The sequence below is a fragment of the Flavobacterium sp. GQ95 genome (assembly GCF_059758655.1).
In genome coordinates, this window is sequence record NZ_JCAXEB010000011.1 from 61,677 (window position 1) to 82,980 (window position 21,304).

Genomic DNA, 21,304 nt, shown 5'->3' on the forward strand with positions numbered 1-21,304 from the left:
TAATTTTTTGCACAACCCATGTCAATTACCTTAACTCCATTTACGAAACAACAATTGTTACCACAAGAAGAAAAACTTGAAGTGGGCCGATTTAAAAGAGAGCTTTTCATAGGGATACCTAAAGAAACTAGTTATCAGGAACGTCGTATTTGCCTGACGCCAGACGCGGTCAACTCACTTACCTATGAAGGACATCGTGTAATGATTGAATCGGGTGCAGGAGAGAGTTCGAGCTATTCTGACAAGGAATATAGTGATGCGGGTGCAGAAGTGACAAAAGATACCAAAAAGGTTTTTGGCTGTCCGATGTTGCTTAAAGTAGAACCACCAACTCTGGCTGAAATTAAAATGATTAATCCTGAAACGATTATCATTTCTGCTATTCAGTTAAAAACAAAAAAGAAAGAATATTTTGAAGCTTTAGCTCAAAAAAAAATAACGGCATTAGCGTTCGAGTATATTAAAGATGAAGATGGTTCTTATCCTGCCGTAAAATCTTTAAGTGAAATTGCCGGTACAGCTTCCATCCTTATTGCTGCCGAATTAATGATTACAGATGAATTTGGAAAAGGACTTTTATTCGGAAATATTACCGGCGTCCCTCCTACTGAAGTTGTTATTTTAGGTGCTGGAACTGTGGGTGAATTTGCTGCAAAAACCGCCATTGGACTTGGTGCAAACGTAAAAGTTTTTGATAATTCAATTACCAAATTACGTCGTTTACAAAACAATCTAAACCAAAGAATTTTCACTTCTACTGTTCAGCAAAAAGCATTATTAAAAGCTTTGAGACGTTGTGATGTTGCCATCGGTGCCATGCGAGGTAAAGAGCGCTGCCCGATTGTAGTAACAGAAACTATGGTTGAACATATGAAAAAAGGAGCCGTAATTGTCGATGTCAGCATCGATACAGGAGGTTGTTTTGAGACTTCAGAAGTTACTACTCACGAAAAACCGACTTTCATAAAAAGTAATGTTTTGCATTACTGTGTACCAAATATTCCATCAAGATATTCCAAAACCGCCTCATTATCAATTAGTAATATACTAACGCCATATCTACTTCAGATAGCAGACGACGGTGGTTTAGAAAGTTCTATCAGATGTAATAAAGGATTGAAAAACGGAGTTTATTTATACCACGGAATCCTAACAAATAAAGCAATTGGCGATTGGTTCGATTTGCCAGACAACGATATTAATTTACTTGTATTTTAAAGGAACTTTAGTGTACCTTTGCAAAAAATTTATTTCATGAAGTTCGTACATCGTTTTGCTTATTATTTAATTGGTTTAGTTATGGGATGCTTTTTTGTAGCCCTTGTATTTAGTGGAAAGGATACTCGTTGCAACTACTTCCCAAACGCCAGAGTTTTAAATAATTTACGCACGAAACCTTTTCAATATTCCGATAAGGCAATCCAAACTTTGAATGAAAAATGGGTTGATACAGCTGATGTTAAAAACACACTAACTTATGGAGATGTAGATTTTGATCAAAGTAATGTTCCGTTCAAAAAAGGAAAACTTTATATTATTGAAGGAAAAACAGCTAAGAATCAAGAAATTATTTTAAAAGTAATCAACTTCGAAAATAAAGCGATTCTAGACGAGATTATTAAGAAATAAATAAAGTCAATAACGCAAATTTCACAGATTTGTACAAATTAATTGATTAGTACAAATCTGTGAAATTCGTGTTTATTGTTACCATTCTATTTCTTTCAGTCCTTTTGATCTCAAAAAATCATTTGTTTGACTAAAATGTTTATTTCCAAACCAAAATCCTCTGTTAGCACTTAAAGGAGAAGGATGTCCGGATTTTAGAATATGATGTTTTGAAGCATCGATTAAAGCTGCTTTCTTTTGAGCAAAACCTCCCCAAAGCAAAAACACAACATTTTCTTTTTCAGCAGAAATCTGTTTAATAACAGCATCAGTAAATTTCTCCCAACCTTTGCCCTGATGACTTCCGGCTTCAGCTTGTCGAACTGTTAAAGTAGCATTTAAAAGAAAAACTCCCTGACCTGCCCAGCGTTCTAAATTACCCGTCTTAGGAATCGGTTTGTTCAAATCTTTTTCGATTTCTTTAAAAATATTATAAAGAGATGGAGGAAAAGGAATTCCGTCATTTACAGAAAAACACAATCCATTTGCCTGATTTGGACCGTGATAAGGATCCTGACCTATAATAACCACTTTTACCTGATCAAAATGACAATGATCAAACGCCGAAAATATTTGACTCCCTTTTGGATAACAAACCTTAGTGGTATACTCAGATTTTACAAAAGCAATCAATTCGTTAAAATAGGGCTTCTCAAATTCATCACTTAAAACTGGCTTCCAAGAAGAATGCATTTTTATGTCCATAACTTTTTTTATGCGAATTTCAGGAATTTTTAAGTAAAATCATATTTAAAGCAATAAAATTTAGACGCGAACTTTCTGAAATTCAATGCTACTAATTTCGTACTTTTGCATGTACTTTATTAAAGGAATTAAATGATCAGTATTACCGAAAAAACATTACAGGACTTACAATTTCCAACAGTGCTCGAAACTATTTCAGCGGGCTGTAACACAGATATTGGAAAGGAAAAAGCCTTACAAATAACACCATTCAGAGATAAGGAAACTTTGATGCAGGCTTTATTGCAGACATCAGAATATGTTTCCTCTTTTCAAAATAATAACGCGATTCCTAATCACGGATTTGACGCCATAACACACGAAATCAAATTCTTAGCCATTGAAGATAGTTTTTTGGAAGTAGGCAGTTTTAGAAAAATTGCTACACTTTCCTCAACTTCTAATTTCTTGCTTAATTTCCTTAAAAAATTTGATGATTATTATCCAAATCTAAACGCGAGAGCGTCACGAGTTGAATACACCAAAGATATCGTTACCTTAATTGATGCTATTGTAGACAAATATGGAGAGATAAAAGACAATGCTTCTCCAGCCTTATTGAGTATTCGACAAAATATGAATATTGTTCGCGGTAAAGTAAATCAAAGTTTTGGAGTTGCTCTAAGCCACAACAATAGTCTTGGTTATCTGGACGATATTAAAGAAAGCTTTGTTCAAAACCGTCGAGTATTAGCGGTTTTAGCCATGTATCGTCGTAAAGTAAAAGGTTCTATTTTAGGAAGTTCCAAAACCGGAAGTATTGCTTACATCGAACCAGAAGCTACTTTACAATACTCCAGAGAATTAGCGAATCTTGAATATGAAGAAAAAGAAGAAATCACACGAATTCTAAAACAATTATCAAATCAGATTCGTCCCTATTTACCTTTATTAATTGAATATCAGGAGTTTTTAAGTGATATTGATGTTGTTGCGGGAAAAGCTAAATACGCCAACAGAATAAATGGAATCTTACCAACAATTACAGAAGAAAGAAGATTGTTCTTTAGAGAAGCTTATCATCCAATTTTGTATTTAAATAACAAACAGAAAAACGAAGTTACGCATCCACAAACCATTGAATTAAAACAAGATAACCGAATCATTGTAATTTCAGGACCAAATGCTGGCGGAAAAACAATTTCGCTTAAAACAGTTGGTTTATTGCAATTGATGCTACAATCGGGAATGTTGATTCCGGTTCACGAACGAAGTGAAACTTTCTTATTCGACCGAATTTTAACAGACATTGGAGACAATCAATCTATTGAAAATCATTTGAGTACTTATAGTTATCGTCTGAAAAACATGAATTATTTCCTGAAGAAGTGCAACAAGAAAACTATGTTTTTGATTGACGAATTTGGTACAGGTTCTGATCCTGAATTAGGAGGCGCTTTGGCTGAAATTTTCCTGGAAGAATTCTACCATCGTGAAGCGTTCGGAATTATTACCACACACTATTCGAACTTAAAAATTTTGGCTAACGAATTGCCTTTTGCTACAAATGCAAATATGATGTTCGATGAAAAATCGCTTGAGCCAATGTACAAATTGGCTTTAGGTCAAGCCGGAAGTTCGTTTACTTTTGAGGTTGCCTTGAAAAATGGTATTCCGTTTGGACTGATTAATCGTGCCAAAAAGAAAATCGAGGTTGGGAAAGTGCGTTTTGACAAAACAATTGCAACACTTCAAAAGGAACGTTCGAAATTGGAAAAGACTTCTATCAATTTAAAAGAAGAAGAAACAAGAGCGCGCGAGGAGAGCAAAAAGATGGAAAACATCAATGTAAAAATCAAACAAAAACTCGAAAGCTATCAGGAATTATACGACAGTAATCAAAAGACAATTTACATTGGTCAGAAAATAGAAGATATCTCGGAGAAATATTTCAACAATAAAAATAAAAAAGAGCTTATTGGAGAATTTTTGAAAATTATTGAAATTGAAAATTCAAAACGCAAAAAAGCAACTCCAAAAGAAGCCAAAGCTATAATCGAAAAGAAAAAAGAAGTTATTGCCGAAGTATCTGTTCAGGTGGAGGAAATTCGAAAAGAGAAAAAAGAAAAGAAACTCAAACCTGTTATCGAAAAACCAAAACCTATTTTGAAAGTTGGAGATCGCGTTAGAATGTTAGATGGAAGATCTGTTGGGAGTATAGATTCAATTGAAAAAAATAAAGCAACAGTAAATTACGGAATCTTTACTTCGAAAGTAAGTTTGGATGAATTGGAATTTGTAGAAGCTGGGAAGAAATAGTCTTCAGTCTTCAGTCGCAGTTTTCAGAGTTGCAATTATGATGAAAAATCATCAGAATTAAAATAAAGCGATTTAAATAAAGATTTTTTAAAATACGAGATGAAGATCGAAAATTATCAAAAAAAACGTTTAAATTAAATTTATGAAGGCCGTTTTTAATTCATGAAATTTATTAAAATATAATTTTTAATAATTAAAATTTATAATAATAAAAATCTTACAATTTATATTTTTATTTATAGTTTTGTCATTGCGAGGAACGAAGCAACCACACTAACATAATTGAGTTAAAACTTATTTATGAAAAATCAAAGTGAGATTACTTCTTTCCTTCAATAAATGACAATTCTAAAAAATAAAAACATGAAATCAGGATTCGTATACCTCATTAACAATAAATACCAAACAATAATTTACACTGGTGTAACTTCAAATCTTCCGAATAGAATCCTAGAACATAAAAATAAAAAATACCCAAAATCGTTCTCTGCAAAATATAATGTAAATATTCTAGTTTATTACGAACAATTTCAATGGATTGAAGATGCAATAGGAAGAGAAAAGCAAATCAAAGCTGGATCAAGAGAAGCAAAGAATGAACTCATTCGTTCGATTAATCCAACTTGGAAAGATTTGTTTGAAGAAATTGAAGACATAATGATAGTATAATAGAAATGAAAAAACATAGTGTGGTTGCTTCGTTCCTCGCAATGACATTACGTGTGTCTTTGCGAGGAACGAAGCAATCTCACTAAAATAAGCAATTATAGTATATGAAAACACAAACCGAAATTGCATCGTTTCCTGCAAACATTGCAAAAGACAAAAAAATAATCCTCTTCGATGGTATTTGCAATTTATGCAATAGCGCAGTTCAGTTTATTATCAAAAATGACAAAAAAGATATTTTTCGATTTGTGGCTTTGCAATCGGAATTGGGAAATGAAATTTGCAACTACATTGGTATTGATCAAACTAAAATTGATAGTATTATTTTATACAATCCTGGTGTTGCTTATTATTATAAATCTTCTGCAGCAATAGAAATTGGAGAAGACTTAGGAGGAATTTATAGTCTGATTTCAATTTTAAAAATATTTCCTGAAAAACTTCGAAATTATACCTACGATTATATTGCCAAGAATCGTTACAAATGGTATGGCAAAAAAGAAAGCTGTATGATTCCTGCTCCAGAATTGAAAAGTAAATTTTTGTAAAACTTTTTGAACCGCAAGGAACGCAAAGATTACGCAAAGCTCGCAAAAAAAATCCCAAATTCAATTTATCAAAAAATTGGAATTTGGGATTTTAAAAATTGAAAATTAATTCAAGTATTATCTAATTAACTTTCTGTATTTCAGACGTTTTGGAGTTAAATCACCACCTAAGCGTTTCTTTTTGTTTTCTTCGTATTCAGAGAAACCTCCTTCGAAATAGTAAACTTCAGAATCTCCTTCGAAAGCCAGAATGTGCGTACAAATTCTATCTAAGAACCATCTGTCGTGCGAAATAATTACGGCACAACCTGCAAAATTCTCCAGACCTTCTTCAAGTGCACGAAGTGTATTTACATCTAAATCATTCGTAGGCTCATCCAGTAAAAGTACATTTCCTTCTTCTTTCAAAGTCATTGCTAAGTGCAAACGGTTACGCTCTCCACCTGAAAGCATTGACACTTTCTTGTTTTGCTCGCCTCCACCAAAATTAAAACGAGATAAATAAGCTCTTGAGTTTACTTGCTTTCCGCCCATCATAATCAATTCCTGACCATCGGCAAAATTTTCCCAGATCGATTTATTTGGATCAATATTAGAGTGAGATTGATCTACATAAGCGATTTTTACAGTTTCTCCTACTGAAAATTCTCCGCTATCTGTTTTTTGCTCGCCCATAATCATTTTGAAAATGGTCGATTTACCAGCACCGTTTGGTCCGATAATTCCAACAATTCCAGCTTGTGGCAAAGTGAAGTTCAAATTATCATACAACAATTTATCTCCAAAAGCTTTTGCAACATTTTTAGCTTCAATAACATTCGTTCCTAAACGTGGACCATTCGGGATATAGATTTCCAGATTTTCATCCAGTTGTTTTTGATCTTCGTTTAGTAATTTATCGTAGTTCTGTAAACGCGCTTTTTGTTTCGTTTGACGACCTTTTGCTCCCTGACGAACCCAGTCCAACTCACGCTCTAAAGTTTTTCTTCGTTTTGAAGCTACTTTTTCCTCTTGAGCCATACGACTAGATTTTTGATCTAACCAGGAAGAGTAATTCCCTTTCCACGGAATACCTTCTCCTCTATCCAGCTCTAAAATCCAACCTGCAACATTATCAAGGAAATATCTATCGTGCGTTACCGCAATTACAGTTCCGGCATATTGTGCTAAGTGTTGTTCTAACCAAAGTACAGACTCAGCATCTAAGTGGTTGGTTGGCTCATCCAATAGCAATACATCAGGCTGTTGCAACAACAAACGACATAAAGCTACACGACGACGCTCACCTCCTGAAAGGTTTTTGATTGGCGTATCTCCTTCCGGCGTACGCAAAGCATCCATTGCAATTTCAAGTTTGGTATCTATTTCCCAGGCACCAAGAGCATCAATTTTATCTTGTAAAGCTGCCTGACGATCCATCAACTTATCCATTTTATCAGGATCGGAATAGTTTTCTTCAAGACCGAATAAATCATTAATTTGATTGTATTCTTCTAAAACTGCCATAGTTTCAGCAGCTCCTTCACGAACAATTTCGATCACGGTTTTAGAATCATCAAGGATTGGTTCCTGCTCTAAATAACCAACAGTATAACCTGGTTGAAAAACAACATCTCCCTGATAATTTTTATCTACTCCGGCAATAATTTTCAAAAGAGAAGATTTTCCAGAACCATTAAGTCCTAAAATACCGATTTTAGCTCCGTAAAAGAAACTTAGATAAATGTTTTTAAGTACCGGTTTGTCTGCTCCCTGATAGGTTTTACTCAATTTTTGCATTGAGAAAATTACTTTCTTATCGTCTGACATTTTATATATTTTTTATTTTAATTAATTATTTTTCTATTGAGTTTTGATATTGTACTTGCAATTTAATATTGCTAAACTCTTCCTTTCAAAGCATTAAAAACCCAGGCATTGGCAAAAAAGCCAACTCCAACAGCTACAAACCCCCAGCCCGATACTTCACTGTATCTAAAAGCGCCAAGACCTATAAGCAACAATCCCATAAGTATCATTATAAAAGTAGCCCATCCTAAAACGGTATTTTTATTCATTCCCATAATTGAAGTAATTATTTTTTAATGTGATTTATTTTTAGAAGTGCAAATATCGTGAATTTTCGTGGCTTAATTAAATATTTTATACAGCATTTCTTTTAGCAAATCTGATTGTGGCAAAGCATTGGCGCCAACTCCCTTACTTTTAACATCCACATCACGCAAAGCGCCAACAATCTGGCTCACTTTTCTCATGGGATAGTTTTTTAAAGCCAGATCATATTCCTTTAAAAAATAAGGATTTACGCCAATCGCCGAAGCTACATTTTTTGGATTTTTATCTTTCAGTCCGTGGTATTTTAAAAGCTGGACAAAAAAACCAAATACTAATCCGGTTGTCATTACCAACGGATATTCTTTAGGATTATGAGCAAAGTTTTCTGCAATTTTATAAGCTTTCCACTGATTGCGTTCACCAATAGCTTTTCGAAGTTCAAAAACATTATAATCTTTGCTGAAACCAATATTTTCCTCGATATGCTGAGGTGTAATTACAGTTCCTTGCGGTAAAATAATCTGCAGTTTTTCTAATTCATTATTAATTTTACTCAAATCTGTTCCTAAAAACTCTACCAACATGGCGTTTGCTTTAGGATCAATGGTATATTTTTTTCCGGCAAGAACTCGTTTTATCCAGTCACCAACCTGGTTTTCATATAATTTTTTACTCTCGTAAACGATTCCGTTTTGTGCTAATAATTTAGTTACTTTTTTACGTTTGTCCAGTGTTTTATATTTGTAGCAAAAAACCAAAACCGTAGTTTCCATTGGATTATTTACATAGGATTCAATTTTATCTATTGTTCGGGATAAATCCTGTGCTTCTTTCACAATAACAACCTGACGGTCAGCCATCATAGGATAGCGCTTAGCCGTTGAAACAATATCTTCAACAGAAACATCTCTTCCATATAAAACTGTTTGATTAAATCCCTTTTCTTCTTCAGAAAGAACATTCTGCTCAATATATTCCGATAGTTTATCAATATAATAAGGCTCTTCGCCCATTAAAAAATAAATCGGCTTTATGTTTCCCGCTTTGATATCATTAACAATTTTTACAACTTCGTCCATTCAAATCTTTTGTTTCAAGTCAACTTTCAGGTTCTGATTTCAATAACTTGAAACTTAAACTTGAAACCTGAAAGTATTTTAATATTTTTGCTTTATGCAACGATTAAATTTTCCAATCTATCCTTTTCGATTCAAAAATAGCGAAAATAAAGTGTCTATTTTTGATGAAATCAGAAAAAAATTTATCATTCTTACTCCGGAAGAATGGGTTCGCCAACACGTTGTTCATTATTTAATGAATGAAAAAAAATATCCAAAATCGCTCATAAACGTAGAAAAAGTTTTAACAGTCAATGGTTTACGAAAAAGGTATGATGTTGTAGTATTCAATTCTGATGGCTCTATACATATATTAGTAGAATGCAAAGCGCCAGAAGTGAAAATATCACAGGCAACTTTTGACCAAATTGCCCGTTACAATATGACAATGCAGGCACGGTTTTTGAAAGTTACAAACGGTCTGAATCATTTTTATTGTCAGATGGATTTTGAAAACGAAAAATATGAGTTTTTAAAATCATTGCCGGATTACAAGGAAATTTATTAAATTATAACATCAAATACTTTTGGATAAAATAGCAGTTGTCATTTTAAATTGGAATGGAAAAAAATTGCTTGAGCAGTTTTTGCCTTCGGTTCTTCAATTTTCAGCAGAAGCTACTTTATATGTAGCCGATAATGCTTCTACAGACGATTCAATACATTTCGTCAAACAAAATTTTCCAACCATAAAAATCATCCAAAATAACGGTAATCATGGCTTTGCAAAAGGTTACAATGATGCTTTAAAAGAAGTCAATGCCGAAATATACGCTTTAGTTAATTCAGATATTGAAGTAACTGAAAATTGGTTAAAACCCATTATTGAAACTTTTGATACCGAAAAACAAACTGCGATTATTCAGCCTAAAATTCTTGATTTTAAAAACAAGGAATATTTTGAATATGCAGGTGCTGCAGGTGGGTTTATTGATAAATATGGTTTTCCTTATTGTAGAGGGCGCATTTTTGATACCATTGAAAAAGATAATGGGCAGTATGACGATAACTGCGAATTATTCTGGGCTTCCGGAGCCTGTTTCTTTATCAGAAAAGAAGTATATGATGAATTGAAAGGTTTTGACGAAAGTTTTTTTGCACATCAGGAAGAAATTGACTTGTGTTGGCGTGCCGCAAATGAGGGACATATTATAAAATACAATTCACAATCAATAGTTTATCATGTTGGAGGCGCAACATTACAGCAGGGAAATCCGAAAAAGACATTTTTAAATTTTAGGAATTCATTACTAATGCTGGTGAAAAACTTACCTAAAAAAGGATTGTTTTTTAGAATTTTCTTTCGAATGATTTTGGATGGAATTGCGGGTATCCGTTTTCTTACGCAAGGAAAATTTAGCCATACTTTTGCAATTCTAAAGGCCCACTTTTCTTTTTATTGTATATCTTTAAAATATCTTCGGGAAAGAAAAGATTTTCAAATACAGCAATACTATACCGTAAAAAGTATCGTTTACCTATATTACATTAAGAGATTGACTGTATTTAAAGAAATCTTTAACAGTAATCAAAATATTAAAAACTAAATTTGTAATCAACGTTTAATTAAATAAAATACCTATGAGAAAAATAGTTATCGCACTATCAGTATTAATGGCCTTAACTTCGTGTGTATCGAAAAAGCAATACGCAGCATTAGAAGCTAAGAACAAAGAGACACAAGATTTATTAAACTCTTGCACAGTTAAATTAAATTCTTGTTTAGAAGAAAAAGCAGGATTAGCAGCTACAGCTGAAAGTTATAAAGCACACAATCAAGACTTAATAAACAGTTCTAAAGATTTAACTGTATTAACTACTAAAGGAGCTGAAAACCTTGAAAAATCTTTAGAGAGTTTAAAAGAAAAAGATTTAAAAATCTCTAGACTTCAGGATGCCTTAACTAAAAAAGACAGTGTGACATTAGCATTAGTTACAAGTTTAAAAGGTGCTGTTGGAATCAACGATCCGGATATCGAAATCAATGTTGAAAAAGGAGTTGTATTTATTTCTATCGCAGATAAATTATTATTCAAAAGCGGTAGCTATGAAGTAAGTGATAAAGCAAAATCTGTTTTAGCGAAAGTTGCAAAAGTAGTTAACGACAAACCAGATTTTGAGTGTATGGTTGAAGGTCATACTGATGACGTACCATACAAAAGCAATGGTATAATATTAGACAACTGGGATTTGAGTGTTAAACGTTCTACTTCTATTGTACGTGTATTAACAAATGATCTTGGAGTTAACCCTGCAAAATTAATTGCTGCTGGTAGAAGTTCATATGTACCTTTAGTTGCAAATGATAGCGCTGAAAACAAAGCGCGTAACAGAAGAACTCGTATCGTTGTTATGCCAAAAATCGATCAATTCTATGATATGATTGAAAAAGAAATGAAAAAACAAGCTAAATAATTTAGCGTTTTACATACTTTATAATACAGAAAAAGCAGGTCAATTGACCTGCTTTTATGTATTCTTAATTTTTTTAATAACCAATTAAATATAAATTAAGAATAACATTATTTTTAATTAACTAACTAAATTTTAACTATACTAAAGTTAGTTATTTATTTCAAACTTTTACGCAATTTCAGTTTTTTTTTACAAAATATCAATATCTCCCTTTCCTTCCCTTACAATTACCGGCTCATGCTCTGATAAATCAACGATTGTGGAACCTACATTGTCTCCGTAACCACCATCAATTACCATATCAACAAGATTTTGCCATTTCTCAAAAATCAATTCAGGGTCTGTTGTATATTCTATTACATCGTCTTCATCACGAATAGAGGTTGAAACTACTGGATTTCCTAACTGACGTACAATTTCAAGAATAATATTATTATCCGGTACACGAATACCAACTGTTGTTTTCTTTTTGAACTCTTTTGGAAGATTATTATTCCCTGGTAAAATAAAAGTATAAGGACCCGGCAAAGCTCTTTTTAAAATTTTGAAAGTTGCCGTATCTATCTGTCTCACATAATCTGACAGATTACTCAAATCATGACAAATAAAAGAGAAGTTTGCTTTTTCTAACTTCACTCCCTTAATCTTAGCAATTTTTTCTAAAGCACGTGAATTGGTAATATCACAACCTAAACCATAAACAGTATCTGTTGGATAAATTACCAATCCCCCATTCTGAAGTACTTTCACCACTTTAGCAATTGCTGCTTCACTTGGTTTATCGGGATATATTTTTATGAATTCGGCCATTTTTTAGAATAAAGATGTTAGATAATAGAATAAAGACTATTCTTTACTCCCTGTAAAATTTTCAGTGTATATAATATCATTGCAAAAGCAAATAAATTCAATTTAAAACGAAAAATATCGTCATTCTCACGGAACGCAAATACAAATTGTGAAGGTTGAAAATCAAATCCTGCAAAAGTATCATTAGTTAAATCTAAAGTAATATTTATAGCAATTCCATTTACAGATGTAAAATAAACTCCATAAAATTGAAACGCAACCAATTGTAAAATTAATGAAATGATTACTAAATTTAATCCCTTCACATAATTTTTCTTATTTATTAACCACGCAGTATACATACAAAATGCGAAAAAAAGAAAAGGCAGAATAATAAAAATATAAAATGGACCAGCATATTTTTGGGCATTTGTAGTACAAACTAAATATGTCATTACCAACAAACCAATTATACCACCAAAAAACTGATAAATTTCAATGAAATTAAGTTTTTTTAAAAGTCCCTTTTCATGCATCTATTTTCTTTCTTCTATTTTAACCAATAATGTCCAGCTTAGCAAATCGGAGTAATAATTTTTTAATTCCGCCCACTTCGAATTTTATTTCAGCTTTTTTATCTGCTCCAAAACCTTCCAGGTTGACAACTTCTCCTTTTCCAAAACGTTCGTGCATTACCACATTTCCAATAGTTAGTTTACTATCAAATAAATTTGCATTTGAAGCGCTTGGTGCATTGCCTGCAACAGGTTTTAGCTTGCGAACATTTAAATCCGGTTTTGGCTCGTTATCGGTAATATGTTTTGGAGGCGTTCCTCCTATTGGCTTTGCCAGTCTTAATTTCGATTTATCAACATCTCCAAAAATATCGCCATCAATCATGGGTTTATAGCGGTAATTGCTTTCCGCAGGCGTTAAATATTCCAGATATTGTCCGTCAATTTCTTCAATAAAACGAGATGGCTCACTGTCAGTTAATTTTCCCCAGCGATAACGCGATTGCGCATATGTCAGATACGCCTGATGTTCTGCACGGGTTAAAGCTACGTAAAATAAACGACGTTCTTCTTCTAATTCACTTCTGGTACTCATACTCATCGCACTCGGGAACAAATCTTCTTCCATACCAACCACAAAAACATGTGGAAATTCAAGTCCTTTTGCCAGGTGAATAGTCATCAAAGCTACACGATCTTCATCACTCGTATCTTTATCTAAATCAGTTGCAAGTGCAACATCTTCCATAAATTCAGAAAGCGCTCCTCTTGCGCCATCAATTTCTCTTTGTCCTTCAGTAAAATCTTTTATACCGTTTAAAAGTTCTTCAATATTCTGAATTTTTGCCATTCCTTCCGGTGTAGCATCTTTTTTCAATTCCTGAACCAAGCCTGTTTTTTTAGCAACGTGGTCTGTAATATAAAAAGCATCCTGATTTTCATTGATTACCTGAAAACTCTGAATCATCGTCACAAAATCATTCAGTTTATTCTTTGTTCCAGTATTCAGTTTCAAATCGATCTTATCGATATTTACCATTACTTCCCAAATTGAACGTTTGTAATGATTCGCAGCAATCGTAAGTTTTTCGACAGTTGTATCGCCTATTCCACGAGCCGGATAATTAATTACACGAATTAAAGCCTCTTCATCTTTTGGATTAATTATCAAACGCAGATAACACAAAACATCTTTGATTTCTTTACGTTGATAGAAAGACAATCCACCATAAATTCGATACGGAATATCACGTTTCCTTAATGCATCCTCCATCGCACGCGACTGAGCATTAGTACGATATAAAATTGCAAAAGCTCCGTTATGAAGCTGATTTTGCATTTTCTGTTCAAAAATGGTACTAGCCACAAAACGTCCTTCCTCTGCATCTGTCAAACTACGATGAACTTTAATTTTTGCTCCAAAATCATTCGCCGTCCAAACTACTTTATCCAGTTTGGTTTTATTATGCTCCATTACCGTGTTTGCCGCTTCAACAATATTTCGGGTCGAACGGTAATTCTGCTCCAAACGAAACATTACAACACCTTCATAATCCTTCTGAAAATTTAAGATATTATTGATGTTTGCGCCACGAAAAGCATAGATACTCTGCGCATCATCTCCCACTACACAAATGTTCTGAAATTTATCTGATAAAGCCCTAACAATCAAATACTGAGAATGATTTGTATCCTGGTACTCATCAACCAAAATATAACGGAAACGGTTCTGGTACTTTGCCAAAACTTCTGGAAAACGAGTTAATAATTCATTGGTTTTCAACAATAAGTCATCAAAATCCATGGCACCAGCTTTAAAGCAACGCTCTACATATTGCTGATAAATTTCTCCTAACCTTGGTCTTTTTGCCATTGCATCAGCCTCGACCAATTCAGGATTGTTGAAATAGGCTTTTACGGTAATCAAGCTGTTTTTATAACTTGAAATTCGGCCTAAAATCTGCTTTGGTTTATAAATATCACGATCCAGCTGCATTTCCTTAATAATCGAAGAAATAAGTCTTGCCGAATCTTGTGAATCGTAAATCGTAAAGTTTGAAGGGTAACCCAGATGGTCCGATTCTGAACGCAGAATGCGAGCAAAAATCGAGTGAAAAGTTCCCATCCAAAGGTTCTTAGCCTCGGTTGCTCCTACAATATCCGAAATCCTGTGTTTCATTTCACGGGCTGCTTTATTCGTAAAAGTAAGCGACAGAATGTTGAATGCATCAACGCCCTGCGCCATCAAATAAGCAATTCTAATAGTTAAAACACGGGTTTTTCCAGATCCTGCACCAGCAATAATAATCATTGGCCCGTCTTTCTTTAAAACGGGTTCTCGTTGTGCTTCGTTGAGCTGGTCAATATATTTTTGCATGAAATTTTTCTCCTTTGATGCAAAAATAGCAATTAAAGATGTAAAAAGAAAGATACTAAGATACTAAGGTTCTAAGTTGCTAAGATATTTTAAAATTAGCTAATTAGGTCAATATAGAATGATTGTCAGAAGCAAAACAAAGGGCTCTTTTAAATAAAGTTGGTGAAATGCTAAGTTATATAGTAAGGCTCTAAGAAAAACTTAGCATCTCAGAATCTTAGAACCTTAGAATCTTATTTAAAAAACACATCATAAGCAAAGCGAATCAACGTTCCAACTACAACTACCAAAAAGAAAATTCTAATAAAACCATTTCCTTTATTGATGGCTAATTTAGCTCCAAGCCAACCTCCAAGTCCATTGCTGACTGCCATAGGAATTGCGATTGTCCAGATGATTTTTCCTTTTATCATAAACAAACAAATCGAACCGAAGTTAGTTGCCAGATTTACCATTTTAGCATTCGCTGAAGCGTGCAAAAAATCGAAACCCAAAAGCGCTATAAAAGCCACAACAAAAAAACTACCGGTTCCAGGACCAATAAATCCATCATAAAAACCAACAATTACGCTAATAACAACCGCATAGATTATTTGAGTTGTAGGCGAATGGTCTTTTGCAACATGCTGTCCAAAATTTTTCTTTGCATAGGTATAAATAAACAATAATGACAAAACAATCAGCAAAAGCGGTTTCATAAAATCATTGCTGACCAAAGTTAATATCGTCGAACCCAAAAAAGCTGAAGGAACTGCCAAGCACATCATGATCAAGAGTAACCTCCATTGAATAACTACTTTTTTTAAATATTGAAAAGCTGCAAAAGCTGTTCCGGTGAAAGCTGGTAATTTTAAAGTTCCAATAACTGTTGAAACTGGTAAATTGGGCAATAGAATTAATCCCATTGGTGTTTGAATGAGTCCACCGCCGCCAACAATTGCATCAATAAATCCTGCAGCAAAAGCGGCTAAACAAAGTAAAATTATAATATAGCTTTCCATTAAATAGTGCGTTTCAGTTGGTTTTGAGAATTGTGCACAAATGTAAACTTCCCTTTTAGTTATTACAATAGAAATACTATTGTTTTCTCAGCAAAAATTATATTTTTGTTGAAAAATTAAACCAAATGGATTTTACAAGAATTATAGAATTAGCCAGTTATACATTACCAGCCATCGTTACCGGATTTGTGGCTTATAGTTTTTTTGAACTACATATCAAAAACAACGATAAGAAACGTACTTTTCTATTAAACAGAGAATATCAAAAACAATCTTTGCCAATACGTTTGCAGGCTTACGAGCGTATGACTTTATATTTAGAGCGTATCAACCTGACCAAATTATTGATTAGAATTGCTCCTATTTCAAACGAAAAACACGATTATGAAAACTTCGTAATCGATCAAATCGAACAAGAATTTGAACACAATTTAACACAGCAAATTTATATGTCTGATGAATGTTGGACAATCATTACAACTGCTAAAAACTCAACCATACAGATAATTCGCAAAGCTACAATGAGCGACCGGGTTGACAGCGCTGATAGATTAAGAGAGAAAATTTTGAATGATTTATTAGAGAAACAATCACCTAGTAATGCTGCTTTGGGCTATATTAAGAATGAAGTTTCTGAGTTGTGGTAGAAAAAATAATTTTACATTTTAGAGTTCAAATTTTAGATTATTCTTTGAACTCTAAGATGTAACTTTCCAAAAGTTATTAAAATTTACTTTCTAAAAAGCCTAAATCATTATCAATTAAAGCTTTTAAAAACTCAATTGTTTTATCTTCACTTTGGTCCAATAATTCAGATATGTAATTATTGTTCAGCTTTTTACTCAGACCAAACCATGTTTTCTGCAGTTTAGGTCTTTTATAAAATACATAAAAATCATATTTGTCCGGATTGCCAACAGCAGAAATCGCTAAACCATTTTTATTACTTAAATTTTCAAATTCAATTGAAGGCGAGTAAAAAATATTTTTTGAATTCTCCATCTCTTCTAAATGTGATTTCCACGGAAATTTTTCAAATATTAGCATTATATCCGAAGAAATAGTCTTTCCCTTTTCAATGATTTCCGGATTTGTCGGTTCACAAATACTATATCTAAATTCGTTCATTTTTGTTAAAATATTACTATTAGATCGCTATTTTGTCATCTTATTATCACTCATAACCTCAGACTTATTTTGAGCATATTCATATCCTTGCTCCCACCATTCTTTCATTACTTCCTTATTAAAAATTAACGCATTATCGGTAAGTTTTGTCGGAGTGTAGTATAAGTTAAGTTTCACATTCTTATTGTTTGCCATAAGTTTTCCTATAGCAATATCATGTTTCTCAACCTGATCTAAGGCAATTCGGAACAAATCAATCATTAGTGAAAACGGATTTTTACCAATAACCGTTTTGTCCATATTCACTTCCGTTTCCAGAATTATAACGTCGATTTCTGTAGCACCGCGATTGATTGCTTCACGAATCGGAACCAAACTTGAGAATCCGCCATCACCATATTCGCAATTGTCTTTTTCCACCAAACTCATAAACGGAACATAATTACTCGAGATCCAGGACCAATCGCAAAATTCCTCATACGTACAGTCTTTTACCGATTTGTATTCTGATTCATTTTTAGTAAAATTAGTTACAGTGATGACAACATCATTATTTAGTTTTTTTAGTTTATTAAAATCTGAAAGCGAAAAATTATTTCTGATATATTTCTTCAAACCTTTGCTTTCGCCAAAAGTTCTTTTTCCTTTAAAAAACTGACGTAATACATTAAAATGATTAATCGTTACAATATCGACTCCATCTTTATTTTTAACTACAAACGGGCAAATATTAAAAATACTTCTCATAGTAACATTTGTATAAACCGAGTGAATTTTTTTGATATGACCTAAAGCCAAATGCGGAATAAGTAAACTTCCAGTAGAAGTTCCTAAAAACAAATCGTATTCGTAATTTTTTTCTTCTATTAGATATTGCGCAACACCGCCGGCAAATGCTCCTTTACTTCCTCCACCAGAAATAACCAATGCTCTCATAAATTTATTGTAGGTTTTGTATTTATTTAGAAAATAGAAGAAAGAATAAAGAGCAAAGACCTTTCTATTTGTTTTAAATCTTTACTCTTGCTTCTTGCTTCTATTTTTTATTCTTTCAGCAAACGATTCAATTGAAACTGTTCATCGGGGGTCAAATTAGGCAAAATTCTTTCAAACGAAGCACGCATTTCAGGATTTTTTAATAACAATCTTATTGTGTCTCTTCCAAATTTTGAAAATTGCCACATATGATGCGTTGTTGCCCCAACTAAATTACTAAAAACCTGATCGTTAATAATTTTAAAAGCAATCAGCTTTTCGAGTGCATTTTGCCTTGTTGTCGCTTCATATTTTGTAGATGAAAAAGCAATTAATTCGGCAATTAAGGCTTCTGGATTATCTGCATAATTTGGAGTTGATAAGGCCAATGAAAGCCATAAAGTACGAAGATTATAGTCGTTAAAACCAATCCAGTCTTTTGATTTATTGAGATATTCTGCTCGATGTTCCGGAAAATTTCTCCACAAATAATACAATGCAATTTCCTGAGTTTGATATGATTTGTCATTAAGTAACGTTTCATATTCTGTTCTAAAATCTTCCGTAATTTTTGATAATGAAGCAGCAACAACCTGACGAACCTGAATATTATTGCTGTGCAAAGCAATTAATAATAAAGTTTTTTTCGCTTCATATTTTTCATTTTCCAATTGATCAACAATCGCTTCTTTTACAGAATGATAAATATCTGATTCTAAAGTTTTCTTTAAGAAAGCTTCTTTTTCTGCTAAAGGTGTTTTCTTCAATTTATCTACTTCTAATCGAACCTGAATTGCTTTATTTTTACTCAGCAAAGCGTTGGCTGTTGGTGTATCAAAAACTGTTGCTTCTAACCAGGTTTTCTGAAATTTATCTAAATCAAAATTGGATACTTTTTTAATTTCGTCGAAGAAATTCTGAGTGTTTACGGTTTGATAGGCGTACTTTTTCAAATAACTTTTTATCGCTTTTTTGAATGCTTTATCACCAATCGATTCATGTAAAACAAACAATACCCATGCTCCTTTTTCATAAAAAGTTAATGAACTCGCTTTGGCATTCAAAACAGGAATCGAATCTGTTCTGGAAGCAAATTTTATCTGTTGTGCGGTATCGTATAATTTTGAATAAAAATAATCGTCACCATAAATTTCTCTTTCGGCAAGAGCTGCATAATAAGTTGCAAAACCTTCCTGAAGCCAGTGATGTGTACTGCTTTCGGCTGTAATTAAATCTCCAAACCAATGATGAGCCAACTCATGTGCATCTACATTGGTATAATTTCGATCTTCAAAACCAATTGAATCTACCACATATCGCGTGGCAAAAAGTGTCGATGTTGTATTCTCCATTCCGGCATACAAAAAATCATGAACCGGAATTTGTCTGTAAATTTCCCAGGGATATTTTACGCCAATTTCTTTCTCCAGAAAATCAAAAATACGTTTTGAATAACGATAGGTTGGTTCAAAACGATTGGCATCTTTATGTTCTAAATAATATTCTAAGGGAATTTTAGATTTTGCCATAAATTCTTTTTTATCATATTTCCCAACGGACAACATAACTAAATAAGAACTCATTGGTTTTTCCATTTCATATTGCCAATGAATCAAATTTCCATTTGATTTTTTCTCTTTTAAAATTCCATTTGAAACGACCTGATATTCCTTGTCATATGTAATTCCCAAATTGAAAATTACTTTTTCGTTCACATCATCAAAACTCGGGAACCAATTACTAGTATATCTTCCCTGTCCCTGCGTCCAAATTTGAACGTCTGAATTTTCAATGGCAACAAAATACAAAGCTTGCTTCGGTTTAACCGAATATTCAAAAGTTAAATGATTTTCTCCTTTTTGAAAATTAGTTACGATTTGCAATTGCTTGCCTGTATTTATAAAAACAGCCTCTTTATTATTGAGTTGAACTTTAGTAAATTCCATGTTTTTGGCATCGATCTTAATTGTATCAATTCGTTTTAAAACTTCAAATTGATAATCAACAAATCCTGAGACAGATTTTTCTTTGGCATTCAAAAATAATTGTCCTGAGACCGTTTTGAAATCGACAAATTTCGTTTGCTGTGCAAAAATGAAAGAGGTAAATAATAGAAAGATGTATTTCATTGAAATAAATTTGAAGGCGAAAATTCAAAGTTACAAAGGTTTCACCAACAAATCGAATGAAATTTGTAAGTTTACCATAGAAAAATACACTATCGTGCAAACACCTAAAAAAGCCTTATTTAACTGGAGCAGCGGAAAAGATTCTGCTCTTGCCTTATACAAAATTCAGCAAAATCCTGATTATAAAATTGAATGTTTATTGACAAGTGTCAATCAGCAATTTCAGCGTATTTCAATGCATGGTGTTCGTGTGGAGCTTTTAGAACAACAGGCGAAAAGTATAGGATTGCCTTTAAAAATTTTGCAGGTTCCGGAAATGCCAACAATGGAAGTCTACGAAAAAGTTATGACTGAAACCTTAAGCGAAATAAAAAAACAAGGTACTACACATTCTGTTTTTGGAGATATTTTTTTGGAAGATTTACGCAAGTATCGTGAAGACCAACTGGCAAAAATTGGTTTTGAAGGCGTTTTCCCAATTTGGAAAATTCCAACAAAAGATCTGATTCAGGAATTTATTTCACTAGGATTTAAAACAATCGTTGTTTGTGTAAATGAAAGGTATCTTGACAAAAGTTTTGTGGGCCGAATTATCGACCAGGATTTTATTAATGACTTACCTGAGAACGTTGATGTTTGCGGTGAAAACGGAGAATTTCACACTTTTGCTTTTAATGGTCCAATTTTTTCAAAACCAATTGACTTTGAAATTGGAGAAATTGTTTATAGAAAATATGAAAAACCTAAAAATGAAGATTCATCAGATACGGCTTGCGATACAAGTGCCACCGATGCTTTTGATTATGGTTTTTGGTATTGTGATTTGATACCAAAATAAAAAAGTTGCCACGAATTACACAAATTTCCAGGAATTGATTTGTATTAGATTGATTTGTGAAAATTTGTGTAATTCG

21 protein-coding genes are annotated in these 21,304 nt (G+C 33.0%); 10 read left to right on the plus strand and 11 right to left on the minus strand.

The genetic code is table 11. The features are described 5' to 3' along the window. The first annotated feature begins 18 nt into the window (after nucleotides 1–18). Entirely contained in the window at nucleotides 19–1,218 is a 1,200-nt protein-coding gene (locus AC6CH4_RS19730; protein ID WP_072970800.1) for an alanine dehydrogenase, read from the plus strand. 36 nt (nucleotides 1,219–1,254) lie between these two features. Next, nucleotides 1,255–1,629: a DUF4258 domain-containing protein gene (locus AC6CH4_RS19735; RefSeq protein WP_498105990.1), complete on the plus strand. Its 375-nt coding sequence runs from the start codon at nucleotides 1,255–1,257 to the stop codon at nucleotides 1,627–1,629. A 78-nt stretch (nucleotides 1,630–1,707) separates the two neighbouring features. Here the strand turns inward: AC6CH4_RS19735 and AC6CH4_RS19740 are convergent, their stop codons facing one another. Continuing rightward, complete coding sequence (locus tag AC6CH4_RS19740; RefSeq protein ID WP_498105992.1) at nucleotides 1,708–2,373, minus strand: uracil-DNA glycosylase; 666 nt, start codon at nucleotides 2,371–2,373, stop codon at nucleotides 1,708–1,710. Between the two features lie 132 nt (nucleotides 2,374–2,505). On the opposite strand from AC6CH4_RS19740, the gene AC6CH4_RS19745 reads away from it, so the two are divergent. From AC6CH4_RS19745 to AC6CH4_RS19755, 3 genes are all read left to right on the plus strand, one after another. Further along, nucleotides 2,506–4,671 carry an endonuclease MutS2 gene (locus AC6CH4_RS19745; protein ID WP_498105994.1) on the plus strand — a complete coding sequence of 722 codons (2,166 nt, stop codon included), beginning with the start codon at nucleotides 2,506–2,508 and terminating at the stop codon, nucleotides 4,669–4,671. Nucleotides 4,672–5,034: 363 nt separating this feature from the next. Next, the gene (locus AC6CH4_RS19750; protein ID WP_498105996.1) at nucleotides 5,035–5,340 is read left to right on the plus strand and encodes a GIY-YIG nuclease family protein; all 306 of its coding nucleotides are present in this window, start codon (nucleotides 5,035–5,037) and stop codon (nucleotides 5,338–5,340) included. A 104-nt stretch (nucleotides 5,341–5,444) separates the two neighbouring features. Beyond that, on the plus strand, nucleotides 5,445–5,888 hold the full coding sequence (locus AC6CH4_RS19755; RefSeq protein ID WP_498105998.1) for a thiol-disulfide oxidoreductase DCC family protein: 444 nt from the start codon (nucleotides 5,445–5,447) through the stop codon (nucleotides 5,886–5,888). A 117-nt stretch (nucleotides 5,889–6,005) separates the two neighbouring features. Here the strand turns inward: AC6CH4_RS19755 and ettA are convergent, their stop codons facing one another. The 3 genes from ettA to holA form a co-directional block, all read right to left on the minus strand. Beyond that, entirely contained in the window at nucleotides 6,006–7,697 is a 1,692-nt protein-coding gene (gene ettA, locus AC6CH4_RS19760; protein ID WP_042567052.1) for an energy-dependent translational throttle protein EttA, read from the minus strand. A 71-nt stretch (nucleotides 7,698–7,768) separates the two neighbouring features. Beyond that, nucleotides 7,769–7,945, minus strand: coding sequence for a CAL67264 family membrane protein (locus tag AC6CH4_RS19765; protein WP_089069631.1), 177 nt, complete (start codon nucleotides 7,943–7,945; stop codon nucleotides 7,769–7,771). A gap of 72 nt (nucleotides 7,946–8,017) precedes the next feature. Next, the gene (gene holA, locus AC6CH4_RS19770) at nucleotides 8,018–9,022 is read right to left on the minus strand and encodes a DNA polymerase III subunit delta (RefSeq protein WP_498106000.1); all 1,005 of its coding nucleotides are present in this window, start codon (nucleotides 9,020–9,022) and stop codon (nucleotides 8,018–8,020) included. Between the two features lie 94 nt (nucleotides 9,023–9,116). Between holA and AC6CH4_RS19775 the strand changes: the two genes are divergently transcribed. From AC6CH4_RS19775 to AC6CH4_RS19785, 3 genes are read left to right on the plus strand one after another with little or no spacing between them, the layout of a single operon-like run. Beyond that, nucleotides 9,117–9,569, plus strand: coding sequence for a type I restriction enzyme HsdR N-terminal domain-containing protein (locus AC6CH4_RS19775; protein WP_192184559.1), 453 nt, complete (start codon nucleotides 9,117–9,119; stop codon nucleotides 9,567–9,569). Nucleotides 9,570–9,588: 19 nt separating this feature from the next. After that, nucleotides 9,589–10,608 (plus strand): glycosyltransferase family 2 protein, encoded by a 1,020-nt coding sequence (locus AC6CH4_RS19780; protein ID WP_498106002.1) that lies wholly within the window; start codon nucleotides 9,589–9,591, stop codon nucleotides 10,606–10,608. A gap of 34 nt (nucleotides 10,609–10,642) precedes the next feature. Continuing rightward, nucleotides 10,643–11,476 carry an OmpA/MotB family protein gene (locus tag AC6CH4_RS19785; protein ID WP_056191429.1) on the plus strand — a complete coding sequence of 278 codons (834 nt, stop codon included), beginning with the start codon at nucleotides 10,643–10,645 and terminating at the stop codon, nucleotides 11,474–11,476. Nucleotides 11,477–11,665: 189 nt separating this feature from the next. On the opposite strand, the gene AC6CH4_RS19790 is transcribed toward AC6CH4_RS19785, so the two are convergent. The 4 genes from AC6CH4_RS19790 to AC6CH4_RS19805 form a co-directional block, all read right to left on the minus strand. Continuing rightward, entirely contained in the window at nucleotides 11,666–12,286 is a 621-nt protein-coding gene (locus AC6CH4_RS19790) for an L-threonylcarbamoyladenylate synthase (RefSeq protein ID WP_498106004.1), read from the minus strand. A gap of 17 nt (nucleotides 12,287–12,303) precedes the next feature. Further along, on the minus strand, nucleotides 12,304–12,801 hold the full coding sequence (locus AC6CH4_RS19795; protein WP_498106006.1) for a hypothetical protein: 498 nt from the start codon (nucleotides 12,799–12,801) through the stop codon (nucleotides 12,304–12,306). A gap of 19 nt (nucleotides 12,802–12,820) precedes the next feature. Continuing rightward, nucleotides 12,821–15,157 carry an ATP-dependent helicase gene (locus AC6CH4_RS19800; RefSeq protein ID WP_498106008.1) on the minus strand — a complete coding sequence of 779 codons (2,337 nt, stop codon included), beginning with the start codon at nucleotides 15,155–15,157 and terminating at the stop codon, nucleotides 12,821–12,823. Nucleotides 15,158–15,390: 233 nt separating this feature from the next. Then, nucleotides 15,391–16,158, minus strand: a complete 768-nt coding sequence (locus AC6CH4_RS19805; protein WP_498106010.1) for a sulfite exporter TauE/SafE family protein — start codon at nucleotides 16,156–16,158, stop codon at nucleotides 15,391–15,393. Nucleotides 16,159–16,283: 125 nt separating this feature from the next. Here AC6CH4_RS19805 and AC6CH4_RS19810 point away from each other — a divergent pair, with 125 nt between their 5' ends. Further along, nucleotides 16,284–16,805, plus strand: a complete 522-nt coding sequence (locus AC6CH4_RS19810; RefSeq protein ID WP_498106012.1) for a DUF7935 family protein — start codon at nucleotides 16,284–16,286, stop codon at nucleotides 16,803–16,805. 76 nt (nucleotides 16,806–16,881) lie between these two features. On the opposite strand, the gene AC6CH4_RS19815 is transcribed toward AC6CH4_RS19810, so the two are convergent. The 3 genes from AC6CH4_RS19815 to AC6CH4_RS19825 form a co-directional block, all read right to left on the minus strand. Beyond that, a complete protein-coding gene (locus AC6CH4_RS19815; protein ID WP_498106014.1) occupies nucleotides 16,882–17,286 on the minus strand; it encodes a hypothetical protein in 405 nt (134 codons plus the stop codon). 27 nt (nucleotides 17,287–17,313) lie between these two features. Further along, nucleotides 17,314–18,222, minus strand: coding sequence for a patatin-like phospholipase family protein (locus tag AC6CH4_RS19820; protein ID WP_498106016.1), 909 nt, complete (start codon nucleotides 18,220–18,222; stop codon nucleotides 17,314–17,316). A gap of 107 nt (nucleotides 18,223–18,329) precedes the next feature. Continuing rightward, entirely contained in the window at nucleotides 18,330–20,390 is a 2,061-nt protein-coding gene (locus tag AC6CH4_RS19825) for a M1 family metallopeptidase (protein ID WP_498106018.1), read from the minus strand. Here AC6CH4_RS19825 and AC6CH4_RS19830 point away from each other — a divergent pair. Then, nucleotides 20,380–21,228, plus strand: a complete 849-nt coding sequence (locus AC6CH4_RS19830; RefSeq protein ID WP_498106020.1) for a Dph6-related ATP pyrophosphatase — start codon at nucleotides 20,380–20,382, stop codon at nucleotides 21,226–21,228. The genes AC6CH4_RS19825 and AC6CH4_RS19830 overlap by 11 nt on opposite strands. Nucleotides 21,229–21,304: the final 76 nt, after the last annotated feature.